The 18,194-nt window shown below is 68.5% G+C and carries 19 protein-coding genes; 5 read left to right on the top strand and 14 right to left on the bottom strand.

Going from position 1 to position 18,194, the window contains the following annotated elements:
- Positions 1 to 95 precede the first annotated feature (95 nt).
- From OX958_RS26150 to OX958_RS26140, 3 genes are all read right to left on the bottom strand, one after another.
- A complete protein-coding gene (locus OX958_RS26150; protein ID WP_270132194.1) occupies positions 96 to 1,079 on the bottom strand; it encodes a glycosyl hydrolase family 18 protein in 984 nt (327 codons plus the stop codon).
- 52 nt (positions 1,080 to 1,131) lie between these two features.
- Complete coding sequence (locus tag OX958_RS26145) at positions 1,132 to 1,974, bottom strand: Gfo/Idh/MocA family oxidoreductase (protein WP_270132193.1); 843 nt, start codon at positions 1,972 to 1,974, stop codon at positions 1,132 to 1,134.
- 235 nt (positions 1,975 to 2,209) lie between these two features.
- On the bottom strand, positions 2,210 to 3,226 hold the full coding sequence (locus OX958_RS26140) for a LacI family DNA-binding transcriptional regulator (protein WP_270132192.1): 1,017 nt from the start codon (positions 3,224 to 3,226) through the stop codon (positions 2,210 to 2,212).
- A gap of 103 nt (positions 3,227 to 3,329) precedes the next feature.
- Between OX958_RS26140 and OX958_RS26135 the strand changes: the two genes are divergently transcribed.
- Complete coding sequence (locus OX958_RS26135; protein WP_270132191.1) at positions 3,330 to 4,565, top strand: N-acetylglucosamine-6-phosphate deacetylase; 1,236 nt, start codon at positions 3,330 to 3,332, stop codon at positions 4,563 to 4,565.
- The gene (locus OX958_RS26130) at positions 4,562 to 5,524 is read left to right on the top strand and encodes an acyltransferase domain-containing protein (protein ID WP_270132190.1); all 963 of its coding nucleotides are present in this window, start codon (positions 4,562 to 4,564) and stop codon (positions 5,522 to 5,524) included. Before OX958_RS26135 ends, OX958_RS26130 begins: the two co-directional genes overlap by 4 nt.
- Before the next feature lie 86 nt (positions 5,525 to 5,610).
- Here OX958_RS26130 and OX958_RS26125 read toward each other — a convergent pair whose 3' ends face one another.
- Together OX958_RS26125 and OX958_RS26120 are read right to left on the bottom strand one after the other, a co-directional pair.
- Positions 5,611 to 7,185, bottom strand: a complete 1,575-nt coding sequence (locus tag OX958_RS26125) for an alpha/beta hydrolase (protein WP_270132188.1) — start codon at positions 7,183 to 7,185, stop codon at positions 5,611 to 5,613.
- A 179-nt stretch (positions 7,186 to 7,364) separates the two neighbouring features.
- Complete coding sequence (locus OX958_RS26120; protein ID WP_333486522.1) at positions 7,365 to 8,006, bottom strand: nitroreductase family protein; 642 nt, start codon at positions 8,004 to 8,006, stop codon at positions 7,365 to 7,367.
- Between the two features lie 22 nt (positions 8,007 to 8,028).
- Between OX958_RS26120 and OX958_RS26115 the strand changes: the two genes are divergently transcribed.
- Positions 8,029 to 8,427, top strand: coding sequence for a VOC family protein (locus OX958_RS26115; RefSeq protein WP_270132185.1), 399 nt, complete (start codon positions 8,029 to 8,031; stop codon positions 8,425 to 8,427).
- A 1-nt stretch (position 8,428) separates the two neighbouring features.
- Here OX958_RS26115 and OX958_RS26110 read toward each other — a convergent pair whose 3' ends face one another.
- Positions 8,429 to 9,127, bottom strand: coding sequence for a DUF1990 family protein (locus OX958_RS26110; protein WP_270139156.1), 699 nt, complete (start codon positions 9,125 to 9,127; stop codon positions 8,429 to 8,431).
- Positions 9,127 to 10,200 carry an NAD-dependent epimerase/dehydratase family protein gene (locus tag OX958_RS26105; protein ID WP_270132184.1) on the bottom strand — a complete coding sequence of 358 codons (1,074 nt, stop codon included), beginning with the start codon at positions 10,198 to 10,200 and terminating at the stop codon, positions 9,127 to 9,129. Before OX958_RS26105 ends, OX958_RS26110 begins: the two co-directional genes overlap by 1 nt.
- Positions 10,201 to 10,400: 200 nt before the next feature.
- On the opposite strand from OX958_RS26105, the gene OX958_RS26100 reads away from it, so the two are divergent.
- Positions 10,401 to 10,706: an NIPSNAP family protein gene (locus tag OX958_RS26100; protein WP_270132182.1), complete on the top strand. Its 306-nt coding sequence runs from the start codon at positions 10,401 to 10,403 to the stop codon at positions 10,704 to 10,706.
- Positions 10,707 to 10,749: 43 nt separating this feature from the next.
- Here OX958_RS26100 and OX958_RS26095 read toward each other — a convergent pair whose 3' ends face one another.
- Entirely contained in the window at positions 10,750 to 11,307 is a 558-nt protein-coding gene (locus OX958_RS26095; RefSeq protein WP_270132180.1) for an SDR family oxidoreductase, read from the bottom strand.
- A gap of 48 nt (positions 11,308 to 11,355) precedes the next feature.
- Positions 11,356 to 12,198 (bottom strand): helix-turn-helix transcriptional regulator, encoded by an 843-nt coding sequence (locus OX958_RS26090; RefSeq protein ID WP_270132178.1) that lies wholly within the window; start codon positions 12,196 to 12,198, stop codon positions 11,356 to 11,358.
- Positions 12,199 to 12,284: 86 nt separating this feature from the next.
- On the opposite strand from OX958_RS26090, the gene OX958_RS26085 reads away from it, so the two are divergent.
- The gene (locus OX958_RS26085) at positions 12,285 to 13,067 is read left to right on the top strand and encodes an SDR family NAD(P)-dependent oxidoreductase (RefSeq protein WP_270132176.1); all 783 of its coding nucleotides are present in this window, start codon (positions 12,285 to 12,287) and stop codon (positions 13,065 to 13,067) included.
- 102 nt (positions 13,068 to 13,169) lie between these two features.
- Here OX958_RS26085 and OX958_RS26080 read toward each other — a convergent pair whose 3' ends face one another.
- From OX958_RS26080 to OX958_RS26060, 5 genes are all read right to left on the bottom strand, one after another.
- Positions 13,170 to 14,678 carry an alpha/beta hydrolase gene (locus tag OX958_RS26080; protein ID WP_270132173.1) on the bottom strand — a complete coding sequence of 503 codons (1,509 nt, stop codon included), beginning with the start codon at positions 14,676 to 14,678 and terminating at the stop codon, positions 13,170 to 13,172.
- 31 nt (positions 14,679 to 14,709) lie between these two features.
- On the bottom strand, positions 14,710 to 15,426 hold the full coding sequence (locus OX958_RS26075) for an ABC transporter permease (protein ID WP_270132170.1): 717 nt from the start codon (positions 15,424 to 15,426) through the stop codon (positions 14,710 to 14,712).
- 28 nt (positions 15,427 to 15,454) lie between these two features.
- Entirely contained in the window at positions 15,455 to 16,336 is an 882-nt protein-coding gene (locus OX958_RS26070; RefSeq protein WP_270132168.1) for an ABC transporter ATP-binding protein, read from the bottom strand.
- Between the two features lie 98 nt (positions 16,337 to 16,434).
- Complete coding sequence (locus tag OX958_RS26065; protein WP_270132166.1) at positions 16,435 to 17,037, bottom strand: response regulator transcription factor; 603 nt, start codon at positions 17,035 to 17,037, stop codon at positions 16,435 to 16,437.
- A complete protein-coding gene (locus tag OX958_RS26060) occupies positions 17,034 to 18,158 on the bottom strand; it encodes a sensor histidine kinase (RefSeq protein WP_270132163.1) in 1,125 nt (374 codons plus the stop codon). Before OX958_RS26060 ends, OX958_RS26065 begins: the two co-directional genes overlap by 4 nt.
- Between the last annotated feature and the right edge of the window lie 36 nt (positions 18,159 to 18,194).

Here is an 18,194-nt window from a genome sequence, read left to right as displayed (position 1 = left end):
CGCGACAGGGGGAGTCGACCACGATCACGGCTACGTACCGCTCGTCGGCGGACGGCCGGGCGTGCACCACGCCATCGGTTCTGTTGGCCAGAAACTCAGCCCTGACCGATGGCCACCTGGTAGATGGCGTTCACCAGCGAGGTGCTGCCGGTGGTGTCCTGGGCCAGCTGCCAGTACATGACGCCGCCGGCGTTGGCCATCGCCCACTTGGTCTTCTTCCTGATCGTGGGAATGCCGTTGTAGCACTCCCACGTGCCGCTGACGCTCACACAGTCCTCCCAGGCGTACGCCGGGTTCAGCGCGATCAGCTGTGCATAGCTCTTCTCGCTCGGGCGGCTGTAGAACGGCACTCCGAGGACGGTCTTGCCGGCCGGCAGGCCGCGCGCCTTCCACATGTTCGCCGCGTCGATCGACCACTGGTAGTTGGCGTGCGGGGTGCCGGAGTCGTACGCCATGATGTTGAGGAAGTCGACGTAGCCGAAGACAGCAGGCTGGACGCCGTTCGCGGTGGTGGCGCGCGCGGTCACCGCGGCCGTGAGCAGTTTGCCCTTCGGGCGGAGCGCGCCGCTCAGTTGCTGCATCAGCTTGGTGAAGTTGGTGGCCGAGGCGCCCGGATCGGGATACTCCCAGTCCATGTCGATCCCGTCGAGGCCGTACTGGTTGATCAGACCGACCAAGGCGTTGACGAACGTCGTCCGGCTGGTGCTGTTGGCGGCGAGGGTCTCGAAGGCGGTGTCGTCGCCGTTGTTCCAGCCGCCGACGGCCAGCAGTACCTTGACGCCCTGGTTGTGGCCGGTGCTGACCAGGGAGGACAGCTTCGGTGAGTTCGGCACGGCCTGCAGAGTGCCGTTGGAGTTCGGCCTGACGAACGCGTAGTTGACGTGAGTGAGCTTGCCGAACTGGATACTGCTGACGCTTCCGGCGCCGGACGTCAGGTAGCCGACACTGCGGAAACCGTTCGGCAGGACGGCGGAGGCGGCGGCGCCGGCGGGCGGAGCCGGCGCCACGGTGGCGACCAGTGCGGTGGTGACGGTGGCGAGCGCGAGAGCTGCGCAAGCCCAGCGGGTCGAGATCTTCATGACGCTCCTATCTGGGGGCGGACAGAGCATTCCCCGCACCAGCGGGGACGTTTCAGGGGCCGACGGCGCTCACGATCGCGTCGAGGATCCGCATCGGCCGCACCAGGTCGTCGTAGGAGATGGGTGGGCGGCGGGTCTCGGCCATTTCAAGGAAGGCGCGCAGCCCAGGTTCGACGTACGACGGGCCGAGGGTGAGCTTGCGGGCGGCGATGCCGTGGCGGCCGACGACCATGCCGTGGAAGGGCACCTGGCCGCCCTCGCCCGGGACGACGAGGTTGACCACGATCCGGGCGGCGCCGACGGTCGCGGTGGCGGTGATCGTGTCGGCGATGCGCTCCACCTGGATGGCGCCGACCTCGCCGGGCATCAGGCGGAGAGCCACATCGACCGAGTGGATTCCGTAGAAGTAGATTCCGCCGTACTCGCTGCCGGGATCGGCGGGGCCGGTCGTGGTGACGACCTGAGTCGTGCCGAGGGTGGCGGCGTCCCGAGCGAGCGCGTCGGTGTCGGGGACCCAGCGAACCGCTGACGAGGACGTGAGCGGCGCCTCGTACTCACGGGCCGCAGCGACGATGGCCCGGGCGTCGGCTTCGCTGCAGGCCAAGGGCTTGTCGACGAAGACGGGCAGACCCGCGGTCAGGAACGGTACGGCGTGCTCGCGGTGCAGGCCGCCGTGCCGGTCGGTGATGATGACGGCGTCGACCAGACCGAGCAGGTCGGTGGGCTCGTCGACCAGTCGCTCGAGCCCACCGATGGTTTTCAGCTTCTCGTTGCGCTCACTCCGGCCACCGCTGAGGGCGACCACCCGGGTGTCGCCGGCCTGACGCTCGACGTTGAGGTAGTCGATGATGTGATCGACATGGGAGTTCTCCGTGCCGATGATTCCGATGCGCACGTCAGTTTCTCCCGGTGAGTCGGACCGGCTGTCCGGTCCGGGCGGATTCGTAGACCCCGAGCACCACTTCGAGCGCACGGCGGGCGTCCCTGGTACCGATGGCCGACGGCAACATAGTGCGAGTCAAGCGTGCAACCGGTTGCACGTCAAGGGTGTGAATCGGCCTCGATCGGTGGTCATCAGTATTAGCAGTGCCCGCTGTCCGACCGCGTGAGCTGTTGCCTGGCGGCAGGAACTAACGCCGTTTGCGCGGCACGGATGCGGTGCTGGCGCGGACCACCAGCGACGTGTCCAGCAGCAGCCGGTCGTCCGAGCTCCTGGCGTCGTTCTCGAGGCGGCCGGCCAGCAGGTCGATGGCGGCGGTGCCCGCTTCGGCCGATCGGGACGAGACAGTGGTGAGCGGGGGGTAGGTCTGGGCCCCGAGCACGTCGTCGCAGCCGATCACGCTGAAGTCGCGCGGTACGACGAGGTCGCGCTCGGCCAGCCCGGTGAGGATGCCGTGCGCGAGCAGATCGTCGAACGCGATCACCGCGGTCGCGCCGGTGGCCAGCAGGTCCGGCACGGCCTGGCGGCCCAGCTCGTACGACGAGAGGCGGCCGGGCAGCATCGTCACGGTCAGGCCCCTGCGCTCGCCGACGCGTTTCACCGTCCGGCGGCGCTGGCTGTTGGACCAGGACCGATTCGGCCCGCCGAGATAGGCGATCTGACGGTGCCCGAGCTCCGCGAGGTGCTCGACGGCCTGCGTGACACCGGCGGTGGTGTCGATCAGCACCCGCGCGATGCGGGCGACGTCGCGGTTGACCAGCACCACCGGGTGCCGCTCGGCGTGGGCCCGGACAGCGCTCTCGGTCATCCGGCTGGAGGCGATGACGAAGCCGTCGACCTGCTTGGCGAGTCGGGTCAGCAGCAGGTCCTCGCGGGCCGGATCCTCGTTGGTGTGCGCCAGGAAAACGGCGTACCCGGCCTGATCGGCGCGTTGCTCGATCGCCCGGATCATCGGCGGGAAGAACGGGTTCGCGATATCGGGCACCACCACGGCGAGATTGCCCGAACGGCCCGTCGAGAGCGCCTTGGCCATCGGATTGACCGCGTAGCCGAGGCGCTGCGCGATGGCGAGAACCCGCTCGACGGTCTCGGGCTTGAGGCGGTGTGGCTGGCTGAAGGCGCGCGAGACCGTCGCTCGGGAGACTCCGGCCTCGGCGGCGACCGTACTGATGGTCGGCTTGCCGGCACCTGGCGCGCGCGTGGGCATGTCCGCAGCCTAGCCCTCGGCGGCTCGTCCGGGCGGACCGAGCGAAAGGGGAACGATATTCCTTCGATTGACGTGCAACCGGTTGCACATGAGGATGGATCCTATGAGAACCACCGTCACCGGCAGGGACCCGAGCCGCGGCGAGACGATCGCGGTCACGATCGTCGACGGCCGGATCGCCCGCATCACGCCCGTCGACTCCGCGGACTCCGCCGACCTCGCCAACTCCGTCGGCTCCCACTCCGCCGACCCCGGTTCCGCCGACCCCGGCTCCGCCGGACCAGGCTCGGCTCTGCTGATCCCCGGTCTCGTCGACCTGCAGGTCAACGGCTTCGGCGGCCACGATGCCAACGCCGACGACGTGAGCCCGGCGACGATCCGCGCGCTGACACACGCCTTGCGCGCGACCGGCGTCACGACGTACGTGCCAACGCTGGTCACCGGCGCTCACGAGCGGATCGCGCACGCGCTCGCGCAGATCGCCGACGCGCGCCGGCGCGACCCCGAGCTGCGGCACGCCATCCCGTACGTCCACCTCGAGGGCCCGCACATCTCCGCCGAGGAAGGGCCGCGCGGCGTCCACGACCCGGAGCACATCCGTCCGCCCTCGCGCGCGGAGTTCGAGGCGTGGCAGGAGGCGTCCGGCGGTCTGATCGGAATGGTGACGCTCTCGCCGCACTACCCGGACGCTCCGGCGTACACGTCCTGGCTGGTCGAGCGCGGCGTGCACGTGGCGGTCGGGCACACCCACGCGACGCCGGACCAGCTCACCGCGGTCGTCGACGCGGGCGCGCGGCTGTGCACTCACCTGGGCAACGGGGCGCATGCGGTCCTGCCCCGGCATCCCAACTACCTGTGGACACAGCTGGCCGATCACCGGCTGACTGCCGGATTCATTGCCGACGGCCACCATCTGCCGGACGACACGCTGACCGCGATGATCCGGGCGAAGGGACTGGACCGCGCGCTGCTGGTGTCCGACGCCGTCTCGCTGGCGGGCATGCCGCCCGGCCGGTACGACGCTCCGGTCGGTGGCACCGTCGATCTCACCGCGGAGGGACGCCTGTCGCGATCCGGTACGCCGTACCTGGCGGGCGCCGCTCGAGGGCTCGCCGACGGTGTTGCCCAGGCCGCGCGCTCGGCTGGTCTGAGCTTGGGAGATGCGGTGCGTCTTGCGACGGAGGTGCCCGGCCGGTTCGTCGGCGGGCGGGGGAGAATGCAGGTCGGCGCCACGGCGGACCTGGTCCGCTGCGAGTGGGCCCCCGGCGACGCGAGTCTGACGATCGAGTCCGTCTACGTCGCGGGGCGATGCGTCAGCCAACGAGGAGGAGCGCATTGACGACGGTCGGACAGTGGCAATCGGTGGTACTGGAACTCGCTCGCCATGAGGTGGCCGACCTCGACCTTCCCGGTCCGGCGCAGGCGATCGAGTCGCTGCGCTGGCTGGGGGTGCCCGAACTCGACCTCGACCCGATCGTCGCGACGATGCCTGACCGACGTCGTACGCCGGAACGCTGGCAAGCCCTGCAGGCCGTCTGCCGGGTGCTCACCGACGACCTCGGCACGTTGAATCCACCGGTCGACTGGCCCAGCGCACCCGCCGCGCTGGGGGAGGCCGGACGGTACTTCTACGTGCACGCCTACCTCGCCGTACTGCCCCTCGTACGGGACTGGCATGCCGCCCACGGCATCTCCGACGAGATCTCGCAGGCGACCTTGGCCGACCTCGGCGCGAAGATGGAGCTACACCGCCAGTCGTACGGCGTCGGCGGTCTGACCAAGCAGAACTGGTTCGTCCGGCACCTTCGCGGCAGCCTGTTCCGCCTCGGCAGACTGCAGTTCGACCGGACAGTGGTCCGCGAGCCCGAGGTCGAAGGAGCGACCGGGCCGGTGGCCGGCGAGCCCGCGCTCGAAGTGCATATCTCCGTCGACGGCCCGATGAACCACCAGGCCTGCTCGGAATCGTTCGCCGCGGCGGTGCCGTTCTTCGCGAAGCACTTCCCCGACGAGACCTACCGCTGGGCGACCTGCGCCTCCTGGCTCCTCGACGACCAGTTGGCCGAGTACCTGCCGGCGGAGTCGAACATCATCAGGTTCCAGCGCCGCTTCACGCTGTGGCCGCGCGCCATCGAGGCCGACCGGGACGTGCTCGAGTTCGTCTTCCAGTTCCCGGTCGGCACCGTCGACCCAGCCAACCTGCCCGCCGTACCGCAGGACAGCACCCTGCAACGAGCCATCACCAGCCACCTCGCAGCCGGCCGCCACTGGCAACTGCGACTCGGCTGGATCCCCCTCTGAGCAGATCAGGCAGCCCGGTCGCCTCGCCTTCGGCGACGTGCTGATCGTGCATGCCGAGGACCTCAACAACCTGCCGGTCATCACGGTTACTGCGGTGCGACGTCGGTGCAGTAGACCTTCTTGCCCGGCAGCCGGCCGGTAGTCAGGAACGCTACCGTCGCTTTGTCCACGCATGAGGAGCCCTGGTCGTACACGTAGTGCCCGCCGTTTTCCGCGCCGACGAAAGCCGCTCGCTTGCCGAGGACTTCGTACAGCCCGAGACCGTCCTCCCACGGGGTGGCGTTGTCTCTGCGGTTCTGCAGGATCAGTATGTTGCGCGGTCCCTGGTCGGTAACGCGGACGGGCTTTTCGATCGGCTTCGGCCAGAACGCGCACGGCCAGATGTTGGCGGGCATCCCTGCGGTAAGCGGCCAGGCCCGGCGGTCCTCGGCGGTGCGGCGGGCGTACTCGTGGACGTCGTTGGACCACGGCGCGTCACCACAGGTCAGCGCCAGGAACATGGTGGCCTGGTTGTCGGCCGGCACGCCCGGGGTCGGCGGCGGTGCGGCGAATACCTGCTGGAGTACTTGGCCGTCCGCCTCGGTGAGCGTGCCGTCGGCCAGCGCGACCGCAGCCTTCCAGAACTGCGCCAGCACAGGGAGGGCCTCGTTCTGCAGCAGGAGGCTGTAAGTGACGGTGCGCAGTATCGAACCCGTCAGGATGAGCGAGGTGCCGGGGACGGGCGCGGGGGCGCGGTCGAGGCGATCGGCGAGTACGAGGTACTTCTGCGTCACCTCGTCGACGGTGCCACCCAGTCCGAGCGTGGCGTGCTGCGCCGCGGCGACCTTTGCCGCGTCGGGGAAGCGTTCCGACATGGCCTTGCCCCAGTTGTCCTTCGCGTTGGCCCAGACCTTCGTGGGGTCGACGTTGCCCTCGAGGACCACCCGGTCGGCGCGCTTCGGGAACAGCGACGCGTAGACGGTGCCGAGATAGGTGCCGTAGGACTGACCCCAGAAGGAGATCTTCTTCTCGCCGAGCGCCGTACGGATGCGGTCCAGGTCGCGGGCCGTGTTGGCGGTGGTGAAGTGACGGAGCTTCTGGCCGGCGTTCGTCAGACACCGTTCCGCGGTGGTGCGGGCGTGCTTGACGTTCGCGGTGATCGAGCCGTCCGCGGCCGGGTACGGGAAGAGGCCGGCGAGTGACGGGTCGTCGAGGCCGCAGCTCTGCGGGGTGCTGTGCTCGACTCCACGCGGGTCAAAGCCGATCAGGTCGTAGGCCGCCAACACCGACGGCGGCAGGGTCGGCGCCATGGCAACCGGTGCGTCCAGGCCGGGCAACGCCGGGCCGCCCGGGTTCAGCAGCAGGACACCGCGGCGAGCGCTGGACTTTGCTGCCGGCAACTTCGAGACAGCTACCTCGATCTGCTCGCCACCGGGGTTCCGGTAGTCGAGCGGAACCTTCACCGTTCCGCAGATGAGCCGGGGGTCCTCAGTCGACATCGGGCACGGGCCCCAGACTATGCGCGGCGCGGCGACTGCAGGCGGTGCGGCCGCGATCATCGCCTGGTCTGCCGCGGCGGCGTTACCGCCCACCACCGCGGCGACAGTGAGCGCCACCGAGATCGCCAACCCGGTGAACCTGCGGGGGATACCGGCTCCCACTGACCGTTGCATTGTCTTCATCGCTCGTGCCTCCAGCTTCGGCGTTGCGACGCGCTGATGCCGTCGCCAGCACAACGTAAGTGGAGACCGCGGCGGCACGAATCCCCTTGGAGAGGACACTTTCCGTAGTCCTCACGGGGGACACCGGGGACGCGTGGCCGTCGTAATCGCGGTAGCGGGCCTGCCCTGCGGTCAGCGGGTCAGCGTGAAGCTGCCGGCGGCTCGGTGATCGACCCGTACATCGGCGTACCCCATTGCCCGCGATGGACGACGAGGTCGATGTTGCGCCGTCGTTCGGCGAGTGTCGGGTTCTGCGGTGCGGCGTCGGCGGCGCGGTAGCCGATCGCGATCGCGCCGATCGGGTGATAGTCGTCGGGGATCCCGAACTCGTCGCGGAACCGCTGCAGGTGCGCGGGAATCTCCGAATCCGGCCGGTCGTCGCGCGCCTTGGGCATGATCCAGAAGAAGAACGCGCCGAGCCCCTCGTCGACCGCGGACAGCAGCATGAGCAGCGTCGCCATACCGGTGTCCACATACCAGTACGGCGCCGGCCACTTCGCCTCGGCGCGGTCCTCCCAGCCCTTGTCAGCCTCGGCGTACCGCGCCAGGTAGCTTGCCTTCTGAGCCATCGGTACGACGACCAGCGGCGCGTTCTGCATCGCGGGGGTGTGCGCGGTTTGGTTCGGTACGAACGGCCAGAACCGCGCCCGGTCCGCCGCGTCCTGCAGCACCAGGAATCCCCAGCCCTGCGCGAAACCCGCTGACGGCGCCCGCAGCGCGCTGGCCACGATCCGATCCACTACCTCCGCTGGCAACTCCCGATCGGCAAACTGCCGAACCATCCGACGACGACGAAGCACCTCGGTGAATTCCACCGCGTCACTCTACGAGGCCTGGCGCCGGATCGACGTTGTTCCCCAGATCAGCGCGGTGGCCATCGACTGTGCGGATCCGTTGTCGCTCGGGCAGTTCTGGCAACAGTTGCTCGGCGGAGATCTGCGGTTCAGCGCCGACGGTGACGCGAAGCTCCACGGTCCGGCCGTTCGGATCGACTTCGTCCGCGTGCCCGATCCCCTTCCGGTCTTCAAGAACCGCCTGCACCTGGACTTGGAGGTTCCGGCTGCCGGCCGCCAGGAGGCCGTTGATCGCGCCGTTTCCCTCGGAGCGACTCCTGCCGGCGACGTCTACGACGGCGACCAGTGGCAGGTGCTCCGAGACCCTGAGAACAACGAGTTCTGCATCGTCTGGGCCGAGGTCTCTTGAGCTATGGGTGTTGCTGCCGCCGGGAGCTGGGCGGCTGGTCGTCGTCGGTTGTATTGAGCAGGAGAAGGCCACGCGATGCCGAACTGGGAGCTGGCACTTTCACGACAGGTGGTCGCGGCTTGGACAGATCGCGGAGACGGCTACCGCTGCGGCTGTAGAAGGCGCGCCGGGTTCGGTCGCCGAACAGCGACCACCCGAGACGAATGACAGGGTGAGCCCCGGGGTGAAGTTGCCAGACGGTGTCGATGTTGAAGTCGATCTGGCCGGTGCTGTGATCCTTGACGACGGTGTAGTCGACGCGGCCTCGCTCGAAATGACCGCGCAGTGTCTCGTAGGCCCAGCCGGCCACGGTGTGCTCGTCGTCGGAGAAGCTGTGAACAGCGGTGATTCTCACGGGCATGAGGAACTTGAACGGCAGGAAGCGGCCTTCGAGCAGCATGTTGCGGCCTTGGAGCGGCTCGCGCGGGTTGTAGAAGGCGCGAATGATGTTGGGTGGAGTGAATGCGTAGTCCCGAACAACAGCCTCCGCGCGTGCGAACAGGTCATCGGCCTGAGGCGGCCCGGGACGCTCGTGTCCGACAGGATGGCGATGACTTTCGCGCACCCAGGTCTCGTCGATGTCGGTCGGCCGGTAGTTGAGCGGACGGTCCGGCAATGACTCGAGCAAGGCGATCACATCGGCTCGACCTGCCAATCGCATCAGGTACACCCGCCCATGGTCCGGCCGGATGTTGAGGGTTCGGTCGTCAGACGGTCGCGGCGCAGGACGGGGCTCGGTCCGTCGGCTTCGTCCGCTAGTCCACGCAGCTGTTCTGCTGCCGCGTCGAGGCTGCTGAATGCCGGACTCCAGGACAGCTGTTCCCTGGCGCGCGCCGTGTCGACTACAGGTGAACGAGTCGCTACGTCGAACCAGCCCGGCGACATCCGCAGCAAGCGTAGACGCCACAGTGCCGAGACCACGGAGCGCATCAAACCGGGCGGTACGTCGAGCTGCCGGGCGCCGACGAGTCCAGCAAGGGCCTGGGCGTCCAGGACCTCCGCAGCCAGGTTGAAAGCTCCGGTGGCTCGCGTCTGCAGTATTCGCACGAGCGCGTCGCCCAGGTCATCGGCATGGACGAACTGAACAGCCAGCCCATCGGGCAGCGGTAGTACGGGCAGTCGCTGGGCGACGGCCAGGCGTATGAGCGCGGTCGGTATCAGCGGATCGAAGAACAGAGCACGGAAGCTGCTCGACGCGGCGCGCTGTGCAACCAAAGTCGGGCGTACCACTGTGACCGCTGTGTCGGTGTGTTCTTCGGCGAAGCGGCGTATCAGCTCCTCGACATCGGATTTGTCCCGGCCGTACGCCGATCCTGGGATGCCGGGGGTAGCTGCCGCCTCCGAGACCGGCTCGGCATCGCTCTGCCGGGCGCCGTAGGCGGCGATGGAGGAAGTGTGGACGACGTGAGGAACCCGGTTCGCGGCCGCTGCTGCCAGCACCGCCGCAGTGCCCTCCACGTTCACTCGGCGCATCGTCGACCAGTCGGGAACCGGGCCGAAAGCCCACGCGAGATGAACCACCGCGTCCGCTCCGGAGCACAGCGCGGTCAGTTGCGATTCCGCGTCAGGAGCGCTGACATCCAGCGGGTACCAACTGGCCAGGTCGAACGGAGCCTCCGCGGGCGGTGGCCGTCGGCAGACACCGATCACCTCGTGATCGGTGCTGTCTCGTGCCAAGGCGCGCAGCAACCCTGAGCCGACATTCCCAGACGCGCCGGTGACGACGATTCGCATTTCGTTCCTCCACACGATGCTCGACAACTCCCCGGCTCGTCCGGTTCCCGCGCGGGACGCGAACATGCAAGGCCGAGCCGGTGCGCCGGCGCCGTACTGCGCCAAGTCGTTGCCCGGCGCGCGGAGGGGTGGACCCCACGGGTAACAAGATCGTCTTCGTCCAGGAAGTCCAGCAGACCTGACTTGGAGAAGAACCGTAGATGATCACCTGTGTTGTGGACTACGTGATCGATCCCGCGAAGATCGAGGCGTTCGAGGAGTTCGGCCGGCGATGGGTCGAGCTGGTGAACCGCCATGGCGGCACCCATCACGGCTATTACCTGCCGAGCGAGGGCGCCAGCGATCGGGCGATCGCGCTGTTCAGCTTCCCGAGCCTCGCGGCGTACGAGCAGTACCGGGAGCTTTTCGGGGTCGATCCGGATTTCGTTGCCGCGGACAAGATCAGGAACGACAGCGGCTGCGTACTCCGCTACGACCGAACCTTCATGCGCCCCCTCACCGACTGAGGGCCCAGATCTCCGCCGGCTGAGCTCGTCCGCGTGCTGACGCTCAGGATGCGCTCGAAGGAGCATCGTGGAGGAAGCGGTCGCTGGCGGTTCGGAGGAGCTGTTGCGCGGTGCGGTCGTAGGAGATGGGCGGGGTGGCCGTCTGGGTGTGCCGGACGAAGTAACGGCCCGTCACGCCGTCCAGGCTGGGGTCTGTGGCGAGGCGGAGCGCCGCGGCGGCTCCTTGCGCGGGAGTGAGCATGGTGCGCCGGATCAGGCTGCGGAACGGCCGGAGGGCCGGCGGGACGAGATCGTCGATGATGCCGGTGGCAACGATCCCCGGATGGACCGCGTTGACTGTCACTCCGTCCGATGCCCACTCGCGGGCGAGCTGGTAGCCGGCCATGACGGTCAGCAGTTTCGCCCGAGCGTAAGCCTGGAAGGGGACGAAACCATCGGACGGGTTGAGTCGGGTGAGGTGGTGCAGGTCGTCGACCCGGAGTACGGGTGGTCGTGCCGGGCCGGGGAACTTGATCTGCCGGGCGTCGCGGAGGGTGTCGGAGACGACGTTGACCACTCGTGCCCGGCCTTGGCGCAACTGGCCGGCGAGCAGCGTCATCATCGCGTACGCCGGCGGCGAGACATCCGCCCGTACGACGTATCGGCTTCCTCAGCTGGTCCGGACGCCTTCCGGTCCCAGGACGTTGAGCAGGGCCAGCGCTTCGGCGTCGCGGGACCCGAGGGGTGCGCTGTAGAGCACGAGGTGCTGATCGCGGTCGGTGAGCGCGAGCGAGTCGCAGTCGACAGTGATCTCCCCGACGCTCGGGTGGTGGAACGTCTTCGTGAGCAACGACGGGGCGTGGACGTCGTGCCGCTCCCAGAGCCGGGCGAAGTCGGCGCTGCCGGTGCGGAGTTCGGCGACGAGGTCGATCACCGTGGGGTCAGCGGGGTACCGGGCGAGGGTCGACCGCAGCTCCATCACGACGTGGTGCCGGAACTCCGCAGCGTCGGAGATCCCGAACAGCGGCGCGTCACCCGGCTCCAGAAAGGCGCGACGGGCGAGATTGCGGTCCTGCGGCGTGAGCTCGGCGAAGTCGGTCATCAGCGCGGCCGCGAGGTCGTTCCAGGCCAGCACCTCGAACGCCGCGGAGATGACGAAACCGGCCGTCTGTGGCAGCCGCTCGAGCAGCGTGAGGATGCTCGGACGGACCTCGCGCCGATGCAGGCCGGTTCGGGTCGGGGCGGTGCCCGCGAGGACGTGCAGGTGCTGCGACTCGGCGTCGGTCAGTCGCAGCGCGCCGGCGATTCCGGCGAGGACCTCGCCCGAAGGTCGCGGTGCTCTTCCCTGTTCGAGCCGGACGTAGTACTCCGTGGAGATGTGCGCCAGGACCGCGACCTCCTCCCGGCGCAGACCTGGTGTCCGGCGTCGTGGCCCCGAGGGCAGGCCGACGTCCTGCGGTCTAAGTCGCTCACGACGGCTCCGGAGGAACGCGCCGAGTTCTTGCTTGTCCATGCCTCCAGTATGTGCACCGTACGCCGACCGACCCTGGTACAACCTGTGCCTGGCTCCGGGCTCGATGACGATCCGACACTGACGGCATGACCAACCAAACCGACAGTGCACCGATCGGCCTGCTCACCGGCAAGGTCGTCTTCATCACCGGCGCCAGCCGCGGAATCGGCGCGGCAGCGGCCCGGCTCTTCGCGTACGAGGGAGCCGCCGTCGTGCTCGCCGCCCGCAGTACCGGCGTCCTGCAGGAGCTCGTCACCGAGATCCGCGCCGACGGCGGTGTCGCCGACACCGTCACGATGGACCTGGCCGACCGGACGAGTATCCGGGCGGCGGTCGACCTCGTCGAGCAGCGGCATGGACGGCTCGACGGCGCGTTCAACAACGGCGCGGCGATCCAGCAGCCCGGTCCGCTCGACAGCACCAGCGACGAGGACCTCGACGTGCAGTTCGCCGTGAACTTCCAGGCGCACTGGACCGCGATGACGGCCGAGGCCGCGCTCATGCGTCGCGGCGGCGGTGGCGCGATCGTGAACACCTCGAGTATCGGCAGCCGCCGGGCGAACCCCGCGCTACCGGCGTACGGCGCCATGAAGCGCGCGTTGAACAGCATCACCGAGACTGCCGCCGTGACCTGGGCGCGGGACGGCATCCGGGTCAATGGCATCACGCCCGGCGGCACCGCCACGGAGATGATCGACACCTGGGAGGCCGCGACTCCCGGCATCGTGGAGCGGATCACGACCACGGTTCCGCTCGGCCGGATGGCCGCGCCACGTGAAGTGGCCGAGGCAGCCGCGTGGCTACTCAGCGACAGGGCCTCGTTCGTCACCGGCGCGATCCTGCCGGTCGACGGCGGCGCCGGCGCCTGAGAGCCGGCTGGGTCAGGCGGAACCGAAGAAGGAGAAGAAAGGACCGGTATCCGCGACAACGGATACCGGTCCTTTCTCGGCGTGACTGGGATCGGCTGTGAATCAGCGGGGTGCTGCGTCGGCCGTGCAGTGGTAGTCGCGCGCCGGCCGGTCGCCGGTGGTGAGGAACTTCGTCACCGCGTGGTTCGCGCAGCGGTTCTTGCCGGCCGGGTAGACGCCATGGCCGCTCTGGTCGGCGGTCACCATCGTGACCCGGCGGCCGAGCGCGTTGCGCATCGCCTGCGCACCGGCCAGCGGCGTCGCGGGATCACGGAGGTTCTGCACCATCAGGACGTTGGACGGACCGCGGTCGGTGATGCGGATCGGTCGTTCGGCCGGGTCCGGCCAGTACGCGCAGGGGGTGATGTTGGCTCCGGCGGCACCGAAGAGCGGGTACCGGATCCGGTCGATGGCGACGCTGCGCTGATACGTCTTGACCGAGGTCGGCCACCGCGAGTCGTTGCAGACCATGTAGTAGCGACCGGAGATGAGGTTTTCGGCAGCTGTCGCGGCTCCGCCTCCGGGCAGCGAGGGCGGCGGCTGGTTCGCGTCGACCGCCTGCCAGATGCCGGCCAGCAGGGTCAGCTGGGTCGGACCGTAGAGCAGACCGAAGTTGAGCAGCCGGAACGACGCGTGGTCGAACGGACCGTCCGGCGTCTGGATCGGCTTCTTCTCCAACTGCCTGGCGAGCTCGAAGTACTTCGCTCGCACCTGTGCCGGTGTCCTGCCGAGTCCGTACTCGCGGTGGTTGGCCGCGACAAACTTCGCGAAGGCCGGGAAGGTGTCCTCGACACCCTGTGACCAGAGCCGGTTGCTCGGGTAGTCCCAGCCGCCCGGGCCGGTGTTGCTGTCGAGCACGATCCGGTCGCTGCGGTGCGGGAACAGCGTGGTGTACACCGCGCCCAGGTGGGTTCCCCATGACGCGCCGGCGTACGACAGCTTGGACTCACCCAGCGCGACGCGGATCCGGTCCATGTCGCGGGCCGCATTGGCTGTGCTGACGTGCGGCAGCATCCAGGACGTCTTCGATGTGGCGCACTGCTTGGCCATCTGCTTGCTCTCGGCCGCCCGCTTGCTCACGTCCGCGGCGTTCAGCGCGTACGGCGGGATGTTGCCGGACAACTGTTGTTCCGGAGTGAGGTCACACGTCACCGGCGTACTGCGGCCGATGCCGCGCGGGTCGAATCCGATTACGTCGTAACTGTCCAGGACGTTCTGTGGAAGACCGGTCGCGACAAGCAGGGCTGGGTAGCCCTCGCCGGCGGACGGTCCGCCGGGGTTGGTCAGCAGGATGCCGCGCCGCTGCTCCGGCTTCTTGCTGGCCAGCCGGGAGACCGCGATGTCGATCGTCCGGCCGTCGGGAGCCCGGTAATCCAGGGGAACCTTCAGCTTGCCGCATTGCATTGCTTCGGGAATCGGTACCGCAGCGATCTCTGCCGGGCACTTTTCCCACCTGACACCGCCCGGCGGCTGGGCCTGGGTCGCGGCTGAGCCGCTCGACGTCATGCCTGGAACCAGCACGGCCGCCAGTGAGGCAACCGCGACGGTCAACAGTACTGCGGTGCGTTTCATGCTTCCTCCGAAGCTGTTGGGGAAGGAGAGGTCATCGGCGGGGCTCCCATTGGAAGTACTTCAGGGCGAGCGCGCCGGATACGGCGACCCAGGCCAGGGTCGGCGCGATCAGGATCAGGGCGTCGGTCGCGGCCACTCCGTCGTCCCAGGCCCGGGTCAGGAGTTCGGTGGCCGCGCCGCCGGGGAGAAGTCGTTTGAGGGCGGTGAGTTCTTCGTAGCCGGTGATGGCGACCCAGTTGACGACGGCGATCACGCCCAGGCTGATCGGAAGCGTGGTGATCTGGGCGTGTTCGGGTGAGCGGGTCACGCCTGCGGTTGCCAGGCCGAGGCCGATCATCATGGCGACCACCAAGAGGGCGCCGATGGCCACCAGAGCGAGATCGGCGGGCCGGCCGGTGACGGCGGACAGGACGACGAGGACCAGGACCGTCTGGAGAGTGGCCAGCGCGGTGGCCGGCAGAATCAGGCCGACCAGGATCCCCGCGTCGCTCGCGGTGGTCGACCGCAGCCGCTTGAGGAACAGATTCTGCCGGCGGGCTGCCAGCGATGTCACGGCGCTGGCGTAGAGGCCGAAGGCGGCGATGGTGAACACGACCAGGGCGGCGATGAAACCCTGGCCGACGGAGGCGAAGATCTCGCGGCGCCAGATGAAGAACACACTGGCGGCCACCGGCATGAAGAAGCTGGTGATCAGCACCGATCGGTTGCGGAAGGTCTGAGCGAGTTCGCTCCACGCGATGTCGAACATGGTCGATCCCTGTCTGAGAGAAGAGTGGTCAACGGTCGATCGACCGGAAGATGTCGTCGAGCCGGGTCGGTCCGGCGTCGAGTTCGGCCAGCGGCACGGACGCGCCGTGGGCCCAGTTGAGCAACGCGCGAAGGTCCTGCTCCAGCGCGAAGGTCTCGATCCGGAAGCCGTCGTTGTCGGTGCGGGTCGTGGTCAGCGGTGGCAGCGGAGCGTGGTCGGGCAGCCGGAAGTTGATCACGGCCGGCAGCGTGCTGGTCAGCTCCAGCACGGTTCCCTCGCGGTAGAAGGTGCCCTTGTGCATCAGGCCGATCCGGTCGGCGCGTTGCTGCGCTTCCTCGAGATAGTGCGTGGTCAGTACGACGGTCGCGCCGTCGTCACGCAGGCGGTCGACGGCGTCCCAGAGGTCGTCGCGGGACTGGATGTCCAGCCCGGTGGTCGGTTCGTCGAGGAAGACGAGTTCCGGAGCGCCGTACACGGCCGTGGCGAAGTCCAGTCTCCGCTTCTCGCCGCCGGACAGCTGGGAGACCCGAGTCGTTGCCTTGTGCATCAGATCGGCGATCGTCAGCACCCGCTCGACGTTGTCGGCGCGCCGGGACAGCCGTCCGATCAGCCGCACGGTCTCGCGCACCGTGAGATCGGGGGAGAAGCCGCTCTCCTGCAGCATGATGCCCATCCTGGGGCGCGTCTCGGTGCGGTTCCGCGGGCTGGTGCCGAAGACCCGCACCGACCCCGACGTCGGCACGCGGTGTCCTTCGATCACCTCCAGCGTGGACGTCTTGCCGGCCCCGTTGGTGCCGAGCAGGGCATACAGTTCGCCCTTGCGGACGTGGAAGGAGAGATCCTTGACGGCATGGAAGTCGCCGTACGCGAGATTGAGTGCTTCGACTTCGATGACTGCGGTGGAGGCCATGCGTCCATCTCAGTCGATGCTGCAGTTGCTCCACAGTGCCGCCGCGTCACCACCCATGATGACTTCCGTCAGTGGCCGGAGGTGACACCACGTCATACCTACAGCCAGTCGTTCTCCCGTGCGTAGCGGGCCGCCTCGTGCCGGCTCGTGCCCTGCGTCTTGCGCATCGCGTTGGACAGGTAGTTGCGAACGGTGCCTTCGGCAAGGAACAGCCGGGTCGCGATGTCGGCGACGGAGTACCCGTCGCTGGTCAGCCGCAGGGCGTCCAGTTCGCGCTCGGTCAGTGGGTTGTCGTCGACGACGGCACGAGCTGAGACCTCCGGATCGATCCATCGCTTTCCTTCGTGCAGGAGGGCGATCACGGCGGCGATGTGGGACGGTTCGGCGGACTTGGTGACGAAGCCCTGGATGCCGAGCTTCAGGGCACGGCGGAGTATTCCCGGCTTGGCGTGCCGGGTCAGCATCAGTACCGCCTGTTTCGGCATGGTCCGCCGGATCGCGGCGACGGCGGCCAGGCCGTCGGTGCCCGGCATCTCCAGATCGATCACGAGTACGTCGGGACGCTCGCGCAGCGTTACCTGCACTGCTTCCGCGCCGTCGGTGGCCTCGGCGAGCACCTGCAGGTCGCCCTCCATCGGCAACAGCTTCGCCAGCGCCTTGCGCAGCAGCGCTTCGTCGTCGGCCAGCACGATCGTGATCATCGCGGCAACCCTCTTTCCTCGCCGGCGAAGACGACTGCCGTGCGGAACCGCTCGCCGTGCTGCTCGGCCAGCAGCGTGCCACCGCCGTCCTCGACCCGTTCACGTAGCCCGGCGAGGCCCCGAAGCTCGGGCACCCGATCGCCGTCGGCGCCGTCGTTGTCGATCACCAGTCCGGCCGTTCCCAGTGCGATCCGGACTTCCCGGGCCTGTGCGTGACGCAGGATGTTGGTGGTCGTCTCCCGCAGCACCTGGCTCAGGGGATCGCTCCAGCCCGGATCGGGTTCGCCGTCGCGCTCGATCGTGACCCGCGCACCGGCCGCTTCGAGCAGGTTCTTCGCGTTCTCCAGCTCGGCCTGGAGATTGAGCCGCCGCTGACCGTAGGCCAGTGCCTTGGTCTGGCCGATCGTGTCGACGACCAGCGCCTGGATCTCCTGGAGCTCCTGCTCGGCCTGTGCCGCGTCCGACCGCAGGATCCGCTGCGCCAGGGCGACCTTCAGCTTGACCACGTGCAGGGTGTGGCCCTGGATGTCGTGGAGATCGCCGGCGAACCGGACCCGCTCGCGCATCACCGCCAGCTCGGCCTCCCGCTCCCGCGACTCCTCCAGGTCCCGTACGACGTCGTAGAACCTCCGGTTGGGGAACCTCAGCCCGACCACGACGGCGGTGATCGCGGCCGGAACGATGACGAATCCGATCAGGTCACTGCGAAACTCCTCCGGGGCGAGCCACAACTTGGCCGAGCCCACCACGGCGACGAAGCTCACCAGCCCGACGGCGGCCGGGAGCTGGTGCCGCTTCAGTTCCGGCACGACGAGCGGACCGACGATGAGCAGCCCGATGAACGACCCGCCGCTGTTCGCGACCGCCGCACCGAACAGCCAGACGACGCCCGCGACCAGCAGGCACGGCACGGCGACCGTCATCAGTCTGCGATCCGCCCAGCGCACGAACCCCACCACACCCGCGACCACACCTGCGCTCAGAACTGCCGCGTGCCACCAGTTCTGAGCTTCCGCCGCGATGTGCACCACGCCCCCGGCCGCTACCAGCGGCAGAAGCTTGTACAGATTCAGCCGCCGCAGGGTCGCCTTCGATCCCTTCGCCACCTGCTCAGACGTCAAGGTGCCCGCACTTTCCACACTGTTCCGGACTGGTCT

Source organism: Kribbella sp. CA-293567, from assembly GCF_027627575.1.
Classification (GTDB): Bacteria; Actinomycetota; Actinomycetes; order Propionibacteriales; family Kribbellaceae; genus Kribbella.
Note: the sequence above shows the minus strand (reverse complement) of the source record. Positions and strands in the feature narration are given on the sequence as shown.